At 33.0% G+C, this 22,649-nt stretch carries 11 protein-coding genes; all 11 read right to left on the bottom strand.

Annotated features, from left to right (window positions below):
- Position 1 precedes the first annotated feature (1 nt).
- Complete coding sequence (locus O5O44_RS07390; protein ID WP_289196365.1) at positions 2–1,753, bottom strand: glycoside hydrolase family 13 protein; 1,752 nt, start codon at positions 1,751–1,753, stop codon at positions 2–4.
- 238 nt (positions 1,754–1,991) lie between these two features.
- Positions 1,992–3,317, bottom strand: coding sequence for a vanadium-dependent haloperoxidase (locus O5O44_RS07385; RefSeq protein ID WP_289196364.1), 1,326 nt, complete (start codon positions 3,315–3,317; stop codon positions 1,992–1,994).
- A gap of 19 nt (positions 3,318–3,336) precedes the next feature.
- Complete coding sequence (locus O5O44_RS07380; RefSeq protein WP_289196363.1) at positions 3,337–6,552, bottom strand: VCBS repeat-containing protein; 3,216 nt, start codon at positions 6,550–6,552, stop codon at positions 3,337–3,339.
- Between the two features lies 1 nt (position 6,553).
- Positions 6,554–9,853: a VCBS repeat-containing protein gene (locus O5O44_RS07375; RefSeq protein ID WP_289196362.1), complete on the bottom strand. Its 3,300-nt coding sequence runs from the start codon at positions 9,851–9,853 to the stop codon at positions 6,554–6,556.
- A 2-nt stretch (positions 9,854–9,855) separates the two neighbouring features.
- The gene (locus tag O5O44_RS07370) at positions 9,856–10,428 is read right to left on the bottom strand and encodes a hypothetical protein (RefSeq protein ID WP_289196361.1); all 573 of its coding nucleotides are present in this window, start codon (positions 10,426–10,428) and stop codon (positions 9,856–9,858) included.
- Positions 10,415–13,588 carry a VCBS repeat-containing protein gene (locus tag O5O44_RS07365; RefSeq protein WP_289196360.1) on the bottom strand — a complete coding sequence of 1,058 codons (3,174 nt, stop codon included), beginning with the start codon at positions 13,586–13,588 and terminating at the stop codon, positions 10,415–10,417. The genes O5O44_RS07370 and O5O44_RS07365 overlap by 14 nt, the downstream gene beginning before the upstream one ends.
- Positions 13,589–13,746: 158 nt before the next feature.
- Complete coding sequence (locus O5O44_RS07360; protein ID WP_289196359.1) at positions 13,747–15,354, bottom strand: RagB/SusD family nutrient uptake outer membrane protein; 1,608 nt, start codon at positions 15,352–15,354, stop codon at positions 13,747–13,749.
- A gap of 10 nt (positions 15,355–15,364) precedes the next feature.
- On the bottom strand, positions 15,365–18,346 hold the full coding sequence (locus O5O44_RS07355) for a SusC/RagA family TonB-linked outer membrane protein (RefSeq protein WP_289196358.1): 2,982 nt from the start codon (positions 18,344–18,346) through the stop codon (positions 15,365–15,367).
- 375 nt (positions 18,347–18,721) lie between these two features.
- The gene (locus O5O44_RS07350; RefSeq protein ID WP_289196357.1) at positions 18,722–19,606 is read right to left on the bottom strand and encodes a carbohydrate kinase family protein; all 885 of its coding nucleotides are present in this window, start codon (positions 19,604–19,606) and stop codon (positions 18,722–18,724) included.
- 12 nt (positions 19,607–19,618) lie between these two features.
- On the bottom strand, positions 19,619–21,220 hold the full coding sequence (locus O5O44_RS07345; RefSeq protein WP_289196356.1) for a glycoside hydrolase family 32 protein: 1,602 nt from the start codon (positions 21,218–21,220) through the stop codon (positions 19,619–19,621).
- Between the two features lie 20 nt (positions 21,221–21,240).
- A complete protein-coding gene (locus O5O44_RS07340) occupies positions 21,241–22,557 on the bottom strand; it encodes a sugar porter family MFS transporter (RefSeq protein WP_289196355.1) in 1,317 nt (438 codons plus the stop codon).
- Positions 22,558–22,649 lie beyond the last annotated feature (92 nt).

The following is a 22,649-nucleotide window of genomic DNA, read 5'->3' as shown; positions in this document are numbered from 1 at the left end:
ATTATTTAGTTAGTTCACAAATAATAGCTTGATAAGGTTTTAGAGTTATTCTATTATCTTCTTTTGAAAAGTCTTCATAGTTATTAATAATAGTACTATCAATTGTATTGGCCTCATACAATTCTATACTCGAATCGTGGTCAGTGAAATTTAACAGCACAAGCATTTTTTTATCTTCTAAAGTCCTTGTATAAGCATATATCTCAGGATGTTCTTCTTGTAAAAGCTGATAAACTCCGTATACTAAAAGCTTATTATCTTTTCTAATTTTAACCATTTTTCTAAAATGGTTTAATACGCTATTGGGTTCATTGTTTTGTTGTGCAACGTTTATTTCTTTATAATTTGGATTAACGCGCTTCCAAGGTGTTCCTGTTGTAAATCCAGCATTATCTGTATCATCCCATTGCATTGGCGTACGTGCATTTTCACGTGAGCTATAATTTAGAAATTCCATAAACTCATCCATATCAGCATTTGCTGCCAAAGCAGATTTATACTTACCGATAGCGTCAATATCAACATATTCTTCAATAGTTGGCATATCTATATTGGTCATACCCAATTCGTCTCCGTAATAAGTGTATGGTGTGCCTCTCATACTTAATAAAAATGTATTAAGCATTTGCGTTGAAACTCTTCTAAATTCTGGGCTAGGATTTCCGAATCTATTTACCAATCTTGCATTATCATGATTGGATAGAAAAATAGCAATCCAACCTTTTTCTGAAAATTCTTTATCCCATTTTGTAAATACTTTTTTAAATTGAGTTAGCTCATACCCTTTTGGTGTATTAGACATATCAACATATTCAAAATGATAAGCCGTTTGTAGCTCGTTTCTATCTTCATCTACCAAATCGTGAGCATCTTGAAACGTACTTCCTGCACCTTCTGCAACTGCAAATAAATTATAAGGCTCAATAACTTCTGTGTACATTTCCTTTAAATAATCGTGAAGTTGTGGTCTTAAGCCGTACCATTTGATGAAATCTCTTTCATGACCTTCTGGGAATTCAGGATAAGTTGTGTCTTTACTTGCAAATTGAAAAGCGTCCATTCTAAAACCATGTACCCCTTTTTCTGCCCAAAATTTCATAATATCATAAACTTCCTGACGAAGTTTAGGGTTTTCCCAATTTAAGTCTGGTTGTGCTTCAGCAAATGTGTGCAGATAATAGGAATCGGTTTCTTCAACATAGTCCCATCCACCTTCGGGATCAAAAAGACTGTGTCTGTGAGGCGGTTTTCCTTTTTCAGCTGGCCACCAATGGTAATAATCTCGATATTCACTGTCTCGTGAACTACGTGCCGATTTAAACCATTCATGCTCATCACTACTATGGTTTACTACAATGTCTAGAACAAACCTTATCCCCCGTGCTTTCATGCCATCCAACATCTCTTGAAAATCTTCCATCGTTCCGTATCGCGAGTGAACTGCTTTATAATCACTTACATCATAGCCATTATCAACTAAAGGAGATTCAAAAAATGGGTTCATCCAAACCATGGTTATGCCAAGGCTTTCCAGATAATCTAATTCTTCAATAACTCCTCTTAAATCTCCAAAACCATCACCATTGGTATCTTTAAAACTTTGCGGGTAGATTTGATAAAGTACACCTTCTTTCCACCATGTTTTTGAGTTATCAGAATTCATTTCTGCATCAGTTATTAATTTAGAATCTTTTTTTTTACAACTACTTGTTGTTAATACAATTGAAAACAGTAATAGAATTATCTTTTTCATTCTAATGTAATTTTTAAAAATTAAAACAATTTCACTATAATTTTAAGGAACAGCAATTATAATGTCTTAAAAATGATAAATCTTTAATCTAAATCGTTTTCGACTCTATTAAATAATTAATATTAGAAGCATATAAAAGTTAAATAAAGCTAATAATGATTAAAATAAACAATTATAAATTGATGTTTTCCAAAATATTTGAACCTAATGTATTCAAAATATTGAGGCAAAACTTTTATTACAACTCGAGTTTTTTCGCAACAAAATGCCCCAATTGCTTTCCTTGATCTAAACCATTATCAATAGCTGCTCTATAATGAATACCGCCATATAAACGACTTAAAGCAGCTTCAGCAGAAGCATCATAAAACGAATTAAAACTTCTAACTGGTAATCCGAAAGGGATTTCGGTATCGTCATCAAAATAAAAATCATCACCAAAAAGACCAGTTAGAACAACGGACGCAGCACCTGAAACTACCGAGTGTCCGCTGGTATATTCAGGAAATGGTGGTGTTTGTAAGATGGGTAACCAGTCCGGATCGAGAGTTTGATTAATCAATGTTTCTGGTCTTACCAAATTACTTCTATATTTCTCGTCCCAGCAACTTATAAAAGCATCGGCAATAGCCAATGATGTTTTTGTGTAGGTATTAACTGTTTCTTCTAAGTTCGAGTTTGTTTTCCTAGAAGCAATTTTTGCAATTCCAATCCAGTGTGCACCCGGAGATATTTTCTTTGTTGCGAACATAAAATGCCCTCTTGTTACCGATACAAATGGATTACAATCCCAAAACCTGGCAATTGCAATTTCTTCAGATTCATCACCATCTTTAGTAATCGCTTTACTTACGTCATAAACTTCCATCAGTTCTTTATGAAACAAAGTGCCTTCTTTTAAAGAAAACTCTGGATGCGGTTCTGGTTTAAACTGTTGTGCTGAATCTAATAAAAAAGGTCTTATTTTATTCCAATGTGGTTCAATGCCGTCCATATATGATGGAGGTGTTGGCTGCCATCTGGTTTGATCATCGATATCAACTGTAAACTTCGGCATGGTTCTGGTTTGATTGTAATTATCAGCATCCATGTATTGTTTTATGTGCTCGACGACGTCAAAGGCGTAAGCCTTAGAAACATTAAACTCATCTTCGTTAACTTGCTCCCAAACCTTGTACAAGCTATCTTGCAATACTTCCATTTTTTCTTCAGAAAAAATGAGTTTTTTACTTACCTCCATATGTGCAATTAAAGCCGATAATTCCAGATTTACCTGTTGTGTAGAATCAACTTTCGGGATTGGCTTTAATTCGTTAATAGTCCCTACAAGGGTCTGTAACTTTGAGCTTTTTTGCGCTAAAATTTCATATGCAGCAATATTAGGATATGCAAAAATTCGACTTGCTACCGGTGGTGAGAATATATCATGTATTTGAATATCCATAACCTTATCCACTGATTTATGGAATAATTCTGGAGATACTTCAATAGGATTTGGCTTACTACAACTTGTTAAACCAACAATTGCAATAATTAAATAATATTTAGATTTTAAAATTTTCATTTGATACGTATTCAATTTTTTAATTTACGATATATGATTTGTCGTTATTACCAATAACTAAAAATTTACCATCTTTTAGTTTAAGAATTTTTCTACCACTAAAATGTTTAGGTAAATTCAGTGTTCTTACAGAATTAAAATTATCATTTTCAGAATATTTCAAAGCACCTCCGGAATTAGACGTACTTCGCCCAAGTTCAGAAACATGACTATTAGTGTTTCCTGTATAGAATATTTCCTTTCCATCAACATAAAAATCTTCAATTGTACTAAACTGTGCTTCATTTGGCAATGCTCTTTGTTCAAAAGCATTTCCTTTATTAAAATAAACCATGTTACGCAGCTCGTAAATATATTTTGTTTCTAAAATTTCTTTTTTATCGACCAAGTCTAAAACATCTTGCACATTTGCAAAAGCTTCATAGGTCGTAAAATTCTTTTTTAACATGGGTATTTGTTGCATCAATTTGTCTTTCGATGCAAATGGAACATAAGTACCAAAATAATCGTAAAAAATAAGTTGGTCTAAGGTTTCATTATTATCAAAATCATCCAAGTACATTTTTACTGGTTTATCAATTGAGGCTTTCCATTTAAAATTTAAACCTGTGTTTCCAGCTAAAATATCCAATTTTCCATCGTTGTTTAAGTCGGTAACATGAACCACATTCCACATGCCATTGGTTTTATCTAGGCCAAATGCTTTGGTTTTATCTTCAAAATTGCCTTCAAGGTTATAAGTATAAATACGAATAGGCATCCAATCGCCAACTAAAACTAACTCTGTTTGTCCATCATTTTCAAGGTCTGCCCATTTACTGTCAGTAATCATTCCCATTCTTGCTTTGCTAACAATTTCAAAATTGTTATTACCTGTGTTTTTTAAAATAAAACTGAAAGGTGTTAAGCCATAAGCACCAGGAATTGAGCGGTTTCCAATAAACAAATCTGGATAACCATCTTTATTAAAATCTGCACTCGATACCGAACCTCCGTTGGTAGCAAGGAGTTTTGAATTTAATCTGATAAAATTGCCTTTTCCATTATTTATATACACACGATCTTCTAGCATGGGGTCGCCTTCAGGAAAATCATTACCCCCACTTAATGCGTAAATATCTAAATCGCCATCGTTATCTATATCAAAAGCTATGGCATCAACATCCTCATAAATTTTATCATTTTCAAAATAACTATTCGACTGCAAATTGAAGTTTCCTTGAGTATCTTGAAAATAAAGCGAAGGCTCTTGGTCTCGAGCACCACCAATAAATAAATCTTCTAATTCATCTCCATTAAAATCTGCTTGCACGACTGAAGGCCCTTCAATAGATAATTTTTCAGGAATTAAACCTTCTCTTTCGTAATCTAAAAAATTATTTTCTTCATGTGAATAATTGAAAGTTTCAAGATTACTTTTTATAGATTTTACAAACTCAACTTTTGAAGTATTTTCTTTTTTAATTGATAGAATTCTATTCTTTTCGATATTGGTTTTTACTGTTTTTGTACCATCATTCCAAACGACAGAAATGGAATCAATTTTTGATACTTCACCTAATCCAAAATGCACTTTATTTGATGAACTAGACATAAATCCTCTAACTGTAATCTGTTCATTTAAGTACGTTTTTCCATTGGCATAAAGATAAACTTTAGCTCCGTTGGTATTTAGCCCAAGGTTTTCTGTATTTAAATCAACTGTTAAATAATTGTTATTGCTAGTTGTGTTTTCTAGAAGTGTGACTTTTTCATTTAAATTATTAACCACAATATCTAAGTCGCCATCATTATCTAAATCTCCATAAGCTGCGCCATTAGAATACGTTGCCAAATTATTGGTATCAACTGGTGTTTTTTCAAAGTTTAGCTCACTTCTATTCGTAAATAACACATTTGGCAAACTTAACATCGGCATTGTGTTTATCAACTTATATTCTATTTCATCAGCTTCTGATTCTTTGTATTTTGCAAAATCAACCGTACTCAAATAATTAATATAATCAAGATCGTTAGGGCGTTTATAAATACCATTCGTAATATAAATATCCTTTAAGCCATCGTTATTATAATCTAAAATTAAAGGCGACCAACTCCAATCTGTAGCATGGGTTTGGGTTAATAAAGCAACATCTGCAAAATGATTACCTTGATTAAGATGGAAGTGATTTCTAGCGTATTGTTGTTCAAAACCAAATGATGCTTTTATTTGATCGATTTTATCGGAATCTTCACCACCAGATTTTAAAAACACATCAGCTTTGTATGGCATCATATCTAATGTAAAAATATCGAGACGTTGGTCGTTATTGATATCTGCAATATCGACACCCATGGTAAATCTTGACGTATGATTAAAATATTCTGCACTAGATTCAGTAAAAGTTTTATCGCCATTATTGATGTATAAATAATCATTTTCATGAAAATCGTTACCCACATAAATATCTATATACCCATCATTATTAACATCCGAAGTTGAAAGCGCTAAACCATATCCCAAAGGACTGTTGTAGATGCCAGTATCTTTAGTTACATCAACAAATTTAATTTGTTCGCCTTCTTGTTTATTTTCATACAGAACATCTCCTGAAAGTGCATCAGATGTTTGGCGAATTCTTATATTTCCGTACGAATGCGTTGAATGCACAGAATGATTCATCAAATACATATCTAAATCGCCGTCATTATCATAATCAAAAAATGAAGCTTGCGTTGAAAACCCTGAAAAATCTAAACCATAGTTTTCAGCCTCATCCTTAAAGGTATTATTCCCTTGATTGATGTACAGTTCGTTTTTCGCATGTAATCCTTTATAATTACCGACTTTCGATACATAAATATCTAGTAAACCGTCTTTATTTACATCTGCCAAAGTAACTCCTGTAGACCAAGTACTATCTTGACTAATGCCACTTTCTACAGTAATATCTTTAAATTTCAGATCGCCTAAATTTAAAAATAGTTTATCCGCCTGCTGGTTGGCCGTCAAGTAAATGTCTTCTAATCCATCGTTGTTTATATCACCAATTGCTACACCGCCGCCATTGTAATAATATAAGTATTCAATAATGTTTAGATTGCCATCTGGCTTTAATTGATTAGAGAAATCTAAACCAGACACATTCGCATCAACCACTTTAAAAGGTGCAGATGCTTCAATATGGGCAGTTGTTTTTTCTTCTTTGGAACAGCCTAAAATGATTAGAAAAATAAAAACAAATTTTTTCGCCATATTAATAGTTATAGACTTCTAATGAGTCGTTATTTTTTGAGATAAACACTTGGTTGTTAACCACTTTAATATCTCTAATTTGACCTTTGATATTCAGCCCTTTTCCAGTTTTAAAATGTTTAAACTTACCGTTACCTAAATTTTCAAGATAGTTACCAAATGAAGCATCATATCTGCCAAATTCAGGCATAACACCAAAAAGATTTCCTCCTAAAATAATATCCACATCTCCATCATTATCAAAGTCTGATATCGATATGGCATAAATAGGCGTTAACTGTGTTTCAAACGGCAATTCTTCTACTTTAAAATTAAAATCGCCTTCATTAAATATAACTAAAGAACTTAATGTATTAGCTTCAAGTTGTATACTACCTTCAAGTTCTTCTTTTGAAAATATATCTTGAATGGTAGCATGCTTAAACGATTCGTAATCCGGATATTTTTTTGATAAATATTTTAACTGATCCACTAGATTATGACGTAAGGCATATGGATATTCCTTACCATTTTCAGCAGTAAACCCAAGTATAGGGTCTACATAACTATTTCTATCAAAATCTTTAGCATATAGTTTAATTGGCTGCTCATTACTCGCTTTAAATCGACTGTTTAATCCATGGTTACCAACAACCAAATCTTGGTCGCCATCATTATCTAAGTCTGCAAATTCAATAGTATTCCACCAACCTTTAAGATTTGCCAGTTTGTTGTTTTCAGATTTGCTAAATTTACCATTCTGGTTTTCAAATACTTGAATACCCATAAACTCGCCAACTACCACTAAATCTTTAAAATTATCTTGGTTCAAATCTACAAAAGTGGCATCTGTAATCATGCCTAAGTCTTTAAAATCTGGCGCTAAAGTTGAAGACGACTCGGTAAAATTACCTGTACCATCATTAATTAATAGAAAACCAGACCCTGGCGAAGCATATGCATTAGGAATACTTCTTTCACCAACAAAAAGGTCTAAATCGCCATCGTTATCTACATCTGCAACTGAAACAGTACTACTACTATGAAAACCTTCTGTGGTCGGTAATAGTTGAGTAGATAAGGTAAAATTACCCTTTCCATCATTTAAGTAAAGCTTATCCAAATAATTAGCACTGTATTTTGAAGCTTCTATACTACCACTGCATACATAAAGGTCTAAATCGCCATCATTATCAGCATCAAAAAACACGCTTTCTGCAGCCTCAGAGGCCTTTTGTCTGTCAAAAGCTTTGGTATTACTTTTTATGAATTTTTTATTTTTTTGAAGAAATAAGGTCGAAGCAAATCCTTTTGCACCTCCAATAAATAAATCAACTTCACCGTCATTATTAACATCGCCAAAAGCCATTTTTGGTCCTTCTTGACTTCTCATGAAAGGTAATAATCGATCCATATTAAAATCTACATAATTATTCTCTTTATGATGGTAATTGATTATGCTTTCGTTTTTATTAAAAAGAATTTCAGGATTAATGGTAGTGTTAACGTTTTCTGGTAATACTGCATCTGTTTCGTTAACTGTAATGGTCGTATTTGGTTTTAAGCTAGTTAAAGTAGATACTTTTCCAGAAGGCCATTTTACTGTTAGTTTCAACTCTTCGGTTTCCGTAAAACCAAAATTAGGTCTGAAATCCATAGACGATTGAAAACCTCTAACTGGTTGTTGTTCAAGAGAAATGGCATTGTTTTTTGTACTTAACTCAAGTTTAGCACCTATACCGTGTATGTTTTGTCCTTCGCCTTTTAAAATCACTTTTAAATAGTGTGCATCTGGGTTTTCTAAATTGTTTCTGTAAAGAAAAGAAGGCATATTCACATTGTTAACCACAAGATCTAAATCACCATCATTATCTAAATCGCCATAGGCAGAACCGTTTGAAAAACTTGCTGTGTTCAAGCCATTGTTAACACGTTTAAATTTTAAATCGCCATTATTGATATAGGCATGATTTTCAACTTTATTTGAAGGTATAATGTCTATTAATTTCTTGTAATTGACTTTGTCACCCGAGACGATTGTTTGAATGACTTCTTCATTTGAAACATACTTTAAATAATCCTGATTGGTAAGGTCTTTATAAATACCGTTTGCGATGTAAAGATCTTTTAAACCATCATTATTCATATCAAAAAACAGGGCTCCCCAACTCCAATCGGAGGCTTCAACTCCACTAAAACGACCAACTTCACTAAAGGTGAGATTGCTATTATTTAGTTGCAACATGTTTCTTGTAAATTGGTGGTAGTAACCATTTTTTACATTGTATTGGTATTTGTTCCAGTCTTCAAATGTGGTTACAGTTTTTAAACGGTCGTATTCACTTGGGAGCATTTCCGTCACAAAAATATCGTTATATCCATCATTATCTATATCTGCAGCATCAGCACCCATCGATGCTCCACTAATAGAATTTAAAGATGTTGTTAGTGTTTCTTTAAATGTCCCGTCTTGTTGATTAATGTATAAATAATCACGTTCGAAAAAATCGTTTGATACGTAAATATCTTGCCATCCATCATTATTCATGTCACCAACGGTAACACCAAGTCCGAAACCAATAACACTTCCGTATATACCCGCCTTTTCACTAATATCTATAAATTTTCCATTTCGGTTTTCAAATAATTTATCACCACCTAACACATCGCGTTTAGGGCGTTCATTCTTTTTTAAATTGAAACTTCCAATAGATTGATATGAGTTATTAAGTAAATAAACATCTAAATCGCCATCATTATCAAAATCGAAAAAGGAAGCATGTGTAGAAAACCCTTTATCGTCAAGACCTAATACTTCCGCTTTATCGGTAAATGTACCATCGCCATTATTGATAAAAAATTCATTTTGTTTATTATCCCCTTTTACATCGCCAGAATTACACACGTAGATATCCAAGAACCCATCAGCATTAATATCGACCATAGATACGCCTGTAGACCATGCTTTTGTACCACCAACCTTTGCTTTTTCTGTGATGTCTTCAAATTTAAAATTGCCTTTGTTGATGTATAATTTATTCTGGTTTAGGTTCGATGTGAAATAGATATCCTCTAATCCATCATTGTTAACATCGCCTATTGAAACGCCCCCTCCGTTATAAAAATTTCGGTATCTATACACGTTAAATTCATCGGTAGAAACCAGATTATTTTCAAAGTTTATTCCAGTAATTTCAGATGAAAGCGACTCAAACTGAGGCTCTTCAGTAATATGAACACCTTCTTTGTTTTCTTCCGTTTTTTTACAAGTTGCAAACAAAGCAAATGCCAAAAAAGTTAATATTATTCGATTAAATTTCATTTTTACTTCTTCAAGTTATTGTATTTATAATCTAAGTCTTCAATTAAAACAGCCACATCCTTAACTGTTTCGGTATTAAGCTGTATTTGTCTATTACCATCCACTTTTACCAACACATTTTTGACTTTTATAAAATCGTTTCCTGGATACCATTTCATTAATGAATCTTTAACCACAGGCAACAAATCATCAGACTCTAAATTTTCATTCCAAGGCGACCAAGCCACATAAGAAAATTTTAAATTCATAGCTCGTATAGTCATTTCTGGACCAAACTTAGGATAGAAAAGCATCTCTATTTTCTCTGTAGATCTTGCACTATCTTGCGGATATAAAATAACTTTCACATTTTGATTATTACCACCATGGGTTGCAAGACCAATTTTATTTAAATTCCAGCAGATTTCAAAAAACTCTTTTTGCGATTGCCCAAATTCTAATCCATGAAAAATTGTTTTGTATTTTACCCCGCTATTTAATTCACTCTTTACTAATTTTGTGTATTCTGATTGACAACCTATTATAAAGCTAACCACTATTAAAAGTAATGCAATGTTAGTTTTATTGAATTTCATAAAATGTTACGCTTTTATTATTAATTGCTGTTAGTAAGTATCGTTTATCGTCTTTATTAAAAACTTTAAAATCTCTTATTTGTCCATTAATTCTTAGTGGCACGACCTCATTAAATAAGCTATTTTTATTGCCATAAACCAACCAACCTTTAGAAGCATCTTGACGTCCAAATTGTGGCTTTACCAAGTATTGATTACCTCCTAAAATAAGATCTAAATTTCCATCATTATTCATATCCAAAATTTCAATTGCTTCAACGTTAGAATATTGAATTTCATTGGGTAATTTTTGGCTTATAAATGTATCATTTTTATTTAAAAACACAGAAGTTTTAACAGTGTTAATATCAACAAAGATTGCATTTTCTAGTTGTTCTTTAGTGAAAATACTAGACATGTTTGCAGTTGCATAATCTTTATAATACAACAATTTTTGTTTTAAACTTGGTAATTGCGCTATAAGCTCATCTCTATCCATAATTGGATAATATTTATCGTCTATTTTATGGCAAATAATTTGCTCTTTAGTGCCATTATTATCAAAGTCTGAAATGTACATTCTAGCGCCGTCTTTAAAGAACGTATTCGTGCCTTTGTTTCCAACTAAAATATCCAACTTCCCATTATTATCTAAATCCGATAATTTCAAAGATTTCCAATAGCCTGATGAATTTTCCAGACCATAATCGACCGTTCTATTAACTAATTCACCTTTTTGATTGATAAAAATTGAAATAGGCATCCATTCGCCAATAACTATTAAATCTTTTAGACCATCATTATTGAAATCTTCCCAAGCAGCATCCGTAATTAATCCGATATTTTGTAGCGCTTCGGGCTCAATAATTTCAAAAGTATTGTTCCCCAGATTTTTTAAAATATATCCGCTTGTAGGAATTCCATAAGTTTCAACTTTAAAACGTTCTCCAATAAATAAATCTTGATCGCCATCTCCATCGTAATCATAAGCTTTCACTACAGAAGTGCTTATGGGCGCTTTAAATGGAAGCGCATCATTTTTTAAAGAAAAATTTTGTTTCCCATCATTAATATATAATCTATCATTTAAAGCGAAATCAAATTTTGAAAATGATTTTCCTCCGCTAGCCACATACAAGTCTAAATCGCCATCATTATCGCTATCAAAAAAGACCGCATCTAAATCTTCAGATTTTGTATTCAAATGAAACGGAGTTGAAACTTCTAGATATGTACTGTTTTTTCCTGAAATAAATAATTTGCCCGATTGTCCTTTAGCCCCACCAATGTAAAAGTCTTGGATGCCATCATTATTCAAATCTGCTTCGGCAATGCTTGGGCCTTCATTATTATACATCTCAGGTAATAACTGCTCTTGATTAAAATCAACAGCATTATTTTCACTATGATTGAAGTTGAAAAAAGGTTCTACTTCCTTTAATATAGAAAGTGAATCAGATCTGTTAACAAAACTATTCACGATTGATGAATCAGATTCAGAAAATGAATAGGATTTATTAGTTTTAATATTTTTATGAATCGACTTTTTCCCACTAGTCCAAGTAATGATTAAACTATCAATTTTTTCGGTATTATTAACACCGAATAGTAGATGATTTGATACCGAACTTTGAAAACCTCGAGACGGATAATTCTCTAGAACACTATATTGGTTGTTATAAAAAATTTCAACTTTTGCCCCAATAGCTTTGGTGTTTCTTGTAATGCCTTTTAGTTTAATAGTTAAACTTTTTAGCAAAGTGGTATCAGTGGTATTTTCATAGACAAACGCTTTTGCATTAACATTGTTTACTACTAAATCTAAATCACCATCGTTATCCAAATCAGCATAGGCACTTCCATTACTAAAACTAGGATGATCTAATCCCCAATTTTTAGATTCATCTGAAAATTCAAAATTTCCTAGATTTTTAAATGCCGCATTAGGAACAGGTTGAGAAGGCATTAAATTGATTAATTTTTCCATGACTTGTTTGTCATTCTTTATCATGTCTCTTATCTGATCATCATTAGCCATATACACCAGATAATCTCTGTCCAAAAGATCTTTAGCTATACCATTACTAATGAAAATATCTTTGTAACCATCATTATCTGCATCAAACAAAAGCGAAGCCCAACTCCATTCTGAAGCGGCAACGTTTGAAAATCTACTAACTTCTAGAAACATGCTATCTCCCATATTTCTATGTAAAGCATTTCTAGAAAACTGATAATGATATCCTTTTTTTACGGCTAAATCATACTTATTCCAAGATTCGAAAATTGTTTTTGTGCGCTGTCTGTCTAAAGATTTAGGTAACATTTCTGTAACCATTATATCTGTTCTAGAATCATTATCCAAATCTGCAGCATCAGCACCCATTGATCCCATTGAAATGGAATTGAATTGTTGCGCTAAATTTTCTTTAAAAGTTCCATTCTTTTGGTTGGTGTATAAATAATCGCGCTCGAAAAAATCGTTAGAAATGAATATATCTGGCCAATCATCATTATTATAATCACTCACCGTAATTCCTAAACCAAATCCAATAGCGCTGGAATAGACATTAACTTCTTTCGTTACGTCAACAAATACATCATTATCATTTCTTAAGAATTTATTACCTGAATTAGTGGCCGTGTTTCTTTGGTCTGTAATTAAATCGTAATTGCCCACAGATCGAATGGAATTACTAAGCAAGTAACAATCTAAATCACCATCTTTATCATAATCGAAGAAGTTAGCCTGTACAGCTAAACCCGTAATATCTAAACCATATTTTTTTGATTGTTCAGTAAAAGTTAAATCGCCGTTATTAATAAATAACTCGTTATGCCTATTACTTTTATTGCTTGGTGGACCCGCTTTACACACGTAGATATCTAGAAAACCATCGTAATTTATATCAACAAAAGTTACTCCAGAAGACCATATATCTTGACAAGCAACGCCAGCTTTCTCAGTAACATCTTCAAATTGCCAATTGCCTTTGTTTAAATAAAGTTTGTTATCTACTAAATTTCCAGAGAAATAAATATCTTCTAGACCATCATTATTGATGTCTCCAATGGCAACACCCCCACCATTATAAAAATTTTTATAAGTATATGGGTTTAAGGCTTCTGTTTCAATTAATGTATTCTGAAAAGTTATTTCTGTTGGTTTTAATTTGAACATTACATCGTCTTTTTTTTCTTCTGAAGTACAAGAAAAGACAATGAATAAAACCAAAATGTAGCAATATAGTTTCAACGTATTATGTAATTATTATGATAAGAAAAACGGGTTATCAAATATAGTTGATAACCCGTTTAATATAAAACTCAAACTACAAATTAATATCCAGGATTCTGTGTTAAAGTACCGTTTGAAGCATCAATTTGCTCCTGTGGTATAGGAAATATGTTTTTATTAGGAGTTGAAGCTGGTTTTTCCCACCAAGCATCATTAAATTTCCCAAAACGTATTAAGTCTTGACGACGAGTTACTTCAATAAACATTTCTCTACCTCTTTCTGCTAAAAATTCATCAGCAGTAATTGATCCTAAAGCAGGAACTCCTGCTCTTGCTCTAATAGTATTAACATCTGTTAAAGCTAAAGACCAATCGCCAGCTGCTCTAGCGTCAGCCTCAGCACGAATTAAATACATATCACCTAATCTAATAATTGGGTAATCGTTATCCATATTATCTCTTTGACCTTGACGGAAGCTAAATTTACCTAAACGCGCACCACCTTGTCTAGATGCATTAGGCTCTAGCTCATCAATCTCAGGAGTATAAATTAATGTGATATCTTCTTCAGCACTCGCATAATCTAAAATCGGAGAACCGTTGTAATCAAGTTGAGTACCAACAATAAAGTTGTTTGCTTTACGCTTATCAGCTGCATCATAAGAATTATAAAAATCCTCTAACGCTGAATAACCATTCCAAGGCTGATTTTGCAAGTTCCAAGTAAATTGACTTGAATAATGTAAAGTCATTTGTGCAAAATTCATATTTCCACCAGACACATTATCATATGCTATAGACCAGATTAGTTCTGGGTTATTTTGATTGTTAGGTGCAAAAACCGCTGCGTATCCTTCTAACATATCAGGATCTGAAGCTACACTAGGTCTTTTAGCTGCATTTGGCACAGTACATCCGTCGCCACATAACATGTATCCACCATTATCAATTACATAACCAGCAGCAGCCGAAGCCTCTGCATATCTAGGCGTACCTGTATATACTTCTGCATTAAGATAAAGTTTAGCAATTAAACCTAAAGCTGCAAATTGATTAATTCTATAAGGTGTTTGTAAGGTGCTAAGTGGACTTGAAGATAAATCCATACCTAAAACACTAGGAACACCCAAAGCCGCTAATAACTCACTTTCAACAAAGTTAAAAACTTGAACTCTAGTTGCTTGTGGTGCATCTACACCAGGTGTAGTTACAATTTTTACTCTACCATATAAATCTAATAATCGGTAGTAGAAAAATGCTCTTAACGCTCTAATTTGAGCGGTTTGATCTGCATCTAACCCACCATCAGCCAATGCTGAATTACAAGCTCCAATCGCAGCATATTGTTGTGTCCAAGTTCCATTTACTGGACCATTAGCAGGACCATAAGTATGTCTGTGCATATCTATCCAGATTCCACCATCATACCAGTCACCACCTTTTTGAGTAATAGCTGCTTCATCAGAAGAAACGGTCTGAACTGACCAATATCCTCCATGGTTAGCAGAACCAGATTCTCTTAATTGATTGTATGCAGAAGAAACTGCATCTGAAGGTCCTGATCCGCCTCCATCAAAGTTACCGAAAGTTGGCTCTTCTCCATTGAATTGAGAATCAACTTCACCAACTAAAACTTCGTCTAAGTCTGTACATGCACCTGCAAATATGAGTGCACTAGACATTAAAATTATTTTAAATATATTTTTCATAGTTTTTTAATTAAAAGTTAACATTTACACCTAACGTAAAAGTTCTTGATGCAAAATAATTATATCTTCTATCGATACCCGGAATTAACGGGTTAGCATCTGTTCCTAAAAATCCTCCATTATCAACAGAACCTCTATCTGTTAATGCTGGTTCTGGATCAGCACCTGTATAACCTGTTATTGTAAACAAGTTTTGAGCACTTAATGATAATCTTAAACTTTTAATGTATTTATTGCCTTCAGCAATATCAAAGTTATATCCTACTGATAAGTTATCCAATTTAACAAAATCTGCTTTCTCTACATATAAAGAGCTAAATTTTGCATTTGTAATTGCAGGGTCTGCGTACTTAGTATTTATTAAGTTATAAGAACCTTGGCTACCAACTACTGGCTCGTAAAACACTCTAAATGCATTAACCATACTATGACCAAATGCACCTCTAAAGAAAGCATTTACATCCCAATTCTTATAAGTTAATGTATGAGACCAACCTAATTCAAAATCAGGAATACCTTTTCCTAACTTCGCTAAATCACCATCTCTTACTCCATCACCGTCTGCATCAAGATAATTAGCAATTAATTGCCCATCCTGAATAGTACCATCACCATTAACATCTTTAAAAGTTTGACTACCATCAACTACATCTCCAGTCCATACTGGTCCCCAAATTTCACCTATTGCTTGACCAGGTGCAACCAAAATTACAGCCGTGTCATTCTGACCAGGAGCACCTAGGTTACCATTTAAAGTCGTATTTGCAAAAGTGTCTAAAGTTGTTTTATAGCTTGATAATACAATTCCAGAGTTATAAGATAAATCTGAATTCTTAACAATATCATAATCTAGAGCTAACTCAAAACCGTTGGTTGATAAGTCACCTCCATTTTCAACTCGTCTTCCTGTTGGGTAAACCGCAACATCGACTGCTCTTTCTAAGATAAAGTCTGAAACTTTACGTGTATATAAGTCTAAGGTTGCAGATAAGCGTCCCATGTTAAATTCGATACCAAAGTTAGTTTCTGCTTTTTGCTCCCATTTTAAATCTGGGTTAGCATCTGTTACTTGGTTTGTACTTAATAAATCTGCCGTTGGCTCAAATCTCGCATTTGCTAATCCGTATTGACTCGGTAAAGAACCTGTAACACCATAACCTAAACGCACTTTGAATAAATCTACATTACTAAGTTCTAAGTATTTGTTTAAATCTACACCTAAACCAAATGCAGGAAATGTTCCCCATTTGTTATTTTCTCCTAATTTAGTAGAACCTTCTCTACGTACAGATGCGTTGAAATAAATAGCATCATCAAAAGTTGCATTTGCTCTTGCGAAAAATGCTATGATTCTTTGCTCAGGAGATCTGTTACTATTAATTTCTATTTGTCCAGCATTAATTTGATCTTGAGACCACTCTAATGCATCTAAATAAGCTAAATTATCATTTGGAAAATCTCCAGCAGCTAAGAAGTAATCATTAAATGTTTCTTCTTGCCAAGAGTAACCTCCAGTAAATTTCAAGTTTAATTTCTCACTTGGATCAATACTGATGTCTCCATACAATTCAAATAACTTAAACTTATCATCTTTAGAGTAAAGTCTAGCTAAACCTTTACGAGATGGACTACTTGCACTACCTCTAAATAATGAAGTTGTTCTGTAGTATTCTCCATTCGTTAATTTTTTAAACTGCTCAGAATATGTTGCGTTTACAGCAATATTATCCGTAACTGAATATTTAAAATTAGCGCCGTAAATAAACTCGTTACGGTTTCCGTTATTCGTATTTTGATTTATAATAGATACAGGGTTGAAACTATCAAATAAACCAAGTGTTTCAAAATAACCTCCATAAGGATCTCCATTATATGGATATGGAGAATCTGCACCTAAAACAGGCGCTGTAGGGTTATAAAGTACTGCATATCTTAATGCTTCATTAAATCCAAATTCTGAATCTCTTTTAGTATAAGAAGCGTTAAAGTCAATTTTTAATTTATCATCTAAAATAGTAGTAGATGCTTGCAGTCTTGTATTAAACTGCTTAAATCCTGATTTATCTAGGATACCTTGCGCATCTCTAAAGTTAGTAGAAACTCTGAAATTCGTTCTATCGTAACCACCTGTGATAGCTACATTATGAACGTTAGTAACAGCATCTCTAGTTACTAAATCTAACCAATCTGTTCTACTTCCTAAATCTGTACCACCGGCAGCAACAAATTGACTACCTGACATGTTTTCAACCTGATTAGCAATTGATGCAACAGCAACAGAACCATTATAAGAAACAGATGTTGAACCTGCTTTACCTCTTTTCGTAGTTACTATAATTACACCACTTGATCCACGAGAACCGTAAATCGCAGCTGCTGAACCATCTTTTAAAACAGTCATACTATCAATATCATTAGGGTCTATGTTATTTAATGATGCACCAATTACACCATCTACCACCACCAACGGTGATGCGTTAGATCCTACAGTAGAAATACCTCTTAAACGAATAACTGCATCTTCATTAGGGTTTCCACCTTTGTTATAAATACTTAAACCAGCAACTTTACCCTGAAGTAATTCTGAAGGACTATTTATAGTACCTTTATTAAATTCCTCCTCGCCTACTTTAGTAACGGCTGAAGTAATTTCTTTTTTAGTAGTACTACCATAACCTACAACAACAACTTCATCCAATTGGGCAGCATCTTCACTTAGGGTTACATTTAAAGTTGAACCCGATACAACAATTTCTTGAGTTAAATAACCTAGAAATGAAAATACTAAGGTATCCCCATTGTTAGCGTTAATTTCATACTCTCCATCAAAATTTGTTACAGTTCCAGTTGTAGTTCCTTGAACCAAAACATTTACTCCTGGTAATGGACCCGACTCATCAGAAACTGTTCCTGATACTGTTTGCGCATACATAAAACTTCCACTCAAAAACAGGAGTAGAAGCAGCGTTTTTTTTAGTAATTTGTTTTTCATATTTAGTTATTTAATTAAGTTTAGTTACATAAAAAGCACTTAAAAACTTTCCATGCAATACAAACTTTGTATTTTTCTCTTGAAGGCGCAAAAAATAGGAAAAAAAACGTCCATTATATTTCCGAAAACGTTTTCGATTTTACCTAATCACAAAAAAAATATGACAAAAATCATAGTTTGAGAATAAATTAAGGACAGAATTATGAAATTAATAATTTATTGAAAAATTTAATAAATGACCTTATATAGAAATATTACTAGGTCTTTCAGCAGTAAATAAGTCGAAAATGAAAGTTTTTTAATATCAATTAATCCTTAAAAGAAGAACTAATCTAAAAACAAAGGAAGTCTTGAAAGGAATTCCAAAAATGAATACTAATTATTTTCTATTAAAAGATTAATAGTATCATTTGAAATTTTAGGGTTTGCTCCCACGCTAGATGCTACTAATGCACCCACTGCGCATGCAAAATCGATAGCATTTTGTGGATCTTCATTATTTAGAAGTTTATGAGATAAAGATGCTAGAAAAGAATCTCCGGCACCCACAGTATCTTTCACTGTCACTGTGTAACCTTTATTAGTATAAAAAACACCATCACTCAACAACATTGCACCTTTGCCTCCTAATGTTACACAAATGGTTTTCGTGTTTGTTTTGTTAGAAATAAACTCAATATTCTCTTTTAAGTTTTCAGAATTAAAATTGAGTGCGCTGCAAATTTCAAAAAGCTCTTCATCATTAAATTTAATGAGGTTCGCTTTATTCATCAATTCTAGTAAAACATTTATTTTATAATGTGGAGGTCTTAAGTTAACATCAAAGATCTTGAATTTGGCTACAGTTATTAGGTTAAGTAAGGTCTTGTACGATACAGTATTTCGTGCAACTAAGCTTCCAAATATAAAGGCATCTGCCTGTTTTACTGTATTTACAAGCGTATCATCTAATTTAATATAATCCCAAGCACATGGATATTCTATGGTATAACTGGCTGTCCCATTGTCATCCAAAAATACGTTTACTTCACTGGTTTTATAATCTTTGTTTATCTGAATTTGGTCAAGGTTCAGTCTTTCACTTTCAACATACTTTAATAATTGATTACCCCGTTCATCATTACCCACGCTACTAATCATGGTAACTTTGTTATTAAACGAATTAAGCCTTAATGCCACATTAAGTGGAGCGCCACCAATTTTTTCATATTCAGGAAATATGTCCCACAATACTTCGCCATAACAAACAATATTCGCCATTCTAAAAATGATTTAATTAAATTGAAATTCTTCAACTTTTATATTTTCAACTAACAGTGTTTCATCAGAAGTTTGAATAGATAACGTTTCGAATGGTTTATTTGGAAAAAACAATTCTGTTATAACTGTTTCTCCTTCGTTAAAAAATACTTCAATAGAGGTTTTATCCATAAGCACTTCTATGGTAATATCTTTTGCAATGTTATCCCTAAGCACCTTAGATATATTTGGTGCAAATTTTTCCGAGAATTTAACCAGTCCCGATTTTGTTCTGTCTAAAAAATAATACTTCTCTTTGTTATCTATTCCAAAGGAAAGTCTATCTCCCTGTTTATTTTGAAAAAGAAATGTGTACTTCTTATCTTTTAAATTATTCATTTCTAATTTAACTCTTAATTTAGAAAGATTGACATCATTACTTGAAACGATTACCTTATTTTGATCCACTTTTAAGGAATCTATACGAATAGTTTTTGAGGTGTATTTATCGAGTTCTGAAACTGGCATGCTAACTAATTGATAACCATCATCCAGCTTTTTAAGTTTCAATTCTCTTGCTATGGTCATTGTACTTCGCCATGTTTCAGTAGGAACATCTCTGGCATAATCCCAATTAGACATCCAACCTATAAATAGTTTTCTTCCGTCTGCTTCTGGAATATTAGACCACGTTACCCCTGCATAGTTATCTCTTCCGTAATCCAACCAAACAGCATTATGTTCTTTTAATTGTTTAGTAAATGTAGCATCTAACTTGAAAGTTTTACCATCAAAATCACCTAAAAAATACTGAGTAGCACTACCTCCATTTGGTCCGCCAGGGTTGATACTTACAATGAGCACCCATTTTTGTTCGTTTGTACCTTCAATGGTCATCGGAAATAAATCAGGGCATTCCCAAACACCACCATGTGCCCCAACTCCATCTCCAAATTCAGAAATTAACTTCCAATCTTTTAAATTCTTCGAACTATAAAACATAATTTTTTGGCCCGCAGCTAAAACCATAACCCATTGTTCCCTAGCCGTATCCCAAATCACTTTTGGATCTCGAAAATCTTTAATTCCTGGGTTTTTAATTACTGGATTTTGAGTATATTTTTCAAACGTTTGTCCCTCATCCAATGAATAAGCTATAGCTTGGGTTTGAAAATCTAAACGCTTTGCTTTTTCACCATCCATATTATGATAAGTGTACATAGCAACAATCGGCGTTTTACCATCTTTACCAAAGCCAGACGTGTTGTTTTTATCTACTACGGCGCTTCCCGAAAAAATAAGACCAATACTATCTGGATAAATTGCAATGGGTTGTTCTTCCCAAGAAATTAAATCTTTACTTTTTGCATGCCCCCAATGCATAGGACCCCAAACATTTCCATCTGGATAATACTGAAAATATAAATGATAAACTCCATTATAATAGAACATACCGTTAGGATCATTCATCCAATTAGCCTTGGGTGTAAAATGATAATTAGGACGGTATAATTCCTCTTCAAGATTAGCCGAAATATCTAAAACTGTTTCAGGATTTTCTGCTTTTTTATCTTGCTTACATCCTAAAATTAAGAACGATAATATCAGACCAATTACATGCAAATATGTTTTCATTATACTTTGGGTTAGTTAGATTATCTAGTAAGCTTTTTACTTAATTCTTCAAGTGAAACCCCTTTGGTTTCCGGCATCATAAATATAACAAATAAGAGTTGAAATACCATCATGATGGCAAATACCATAAACACCACCCCGGCTCCTATTGTAGAAAACAATACTGGAACTAGTGATGGAATTATTGCTGCCAACACCCAATGTGTTGAAGTTCCGAACGATTGACCACTTGCTCTTAAGTTATTCGGGAAAATTTCTGAAATGAACACCCAAATTATAGCACCCTGACCTATGGCATGTGACGCAATAAATAGAAATAAAAATATAGGTACAGCCATACCTTCCCAATTTAGAAAGAAAGCTGCTGAAACCAAACTTAACGAAATAATATAGCCTATTGAACCGATATACATGAGTGTTTTTCGTCCTAATCGATCAATTAAAAACACACCTAAAAGTGTGAATATCAAATTGGTAACACCAATTCCTATACTACTTAATAAAGCCGTACTTTCTCCCAAACCGGCTTCCTCAAAAATTCGCGGTGCATAATATAAAAAGGCATTAATCCCAGAAAGTTGATTAAAAAAAGCAATTAGAAAAGCGAGTATTAACGGAAATCTATACTTTTTCATAAAGATATTTTCGCCGTCAATATGACTTTCACTTTCTGTTTTTATTTCTTGCATTAATACTTCGGCATCATCATTAGGATTGATAATTTTTAACACCGCTTTGGCCTCGTCATACCTATGTTTGGAAACTAACCAACGCGGACTTTTAGGTACTGTAAAAATTAAAACGGTATAAATTAAAGCAGGAAAGGCTTCAACACCAATCATCCATCGCCATGCATTTTCACCTACATTGCTTAAAAGGTAATTTGATAAAAATGCAATTAAAATTCCAAGAACAATATTAAATTGATACAAAGCAACCAGTCGCCCTCTATTTTTCGCGGGGGAAATTTCAGAAACATAAGCGGGAGCTGCAATTGTAGAAGCACCAACTCCTATTCCACCTAAAAATCTAAAAACGGCAAACGTATACGGGTCGTTGACTAATGCAGACCCTACTGCCGAAATAAAATAAAATAACCCAATCCAAATTAAGGTCTTTTTTCGTCCCAGCCTGTTAGTAGGAATACCACCAAAAAGAGCACCAAATACGGTTCCCCAAAGTGCCATCGCCATTACTACAGAGCCGTGAAAGGCGTCAGAAGTTCCCCATAATGCTTGTAGTTTTTTATCTGCTCCTGATATTACCACGGTATCAAAACCGAATAAAAATCCTGCCAATGCTGCAGTAATAGACCAAATTAATATCTTTTTGTTCATAGTTTTAGTTCAGTTAGTTCAATACCAAATTAGATAAAACCGAATAAAAATTGCTTTGAAATAATGAATTCTTAAAGGATTTCATATCGAAA

The sequence above is a fragment of the Algibacter luteus genome (assembly GCF_030344935.1).
In the GTDB taxonomy this organism is placed as follows: Bacteria; Bacteroidota; Bacteroidia; order Flavobacteriales; family Flavobacteriaceae; genus Arenitalea; species Arenitalea lutea.
This window is presented reverse-complemented; position numbering and strand designations above follow the sequence as displayed.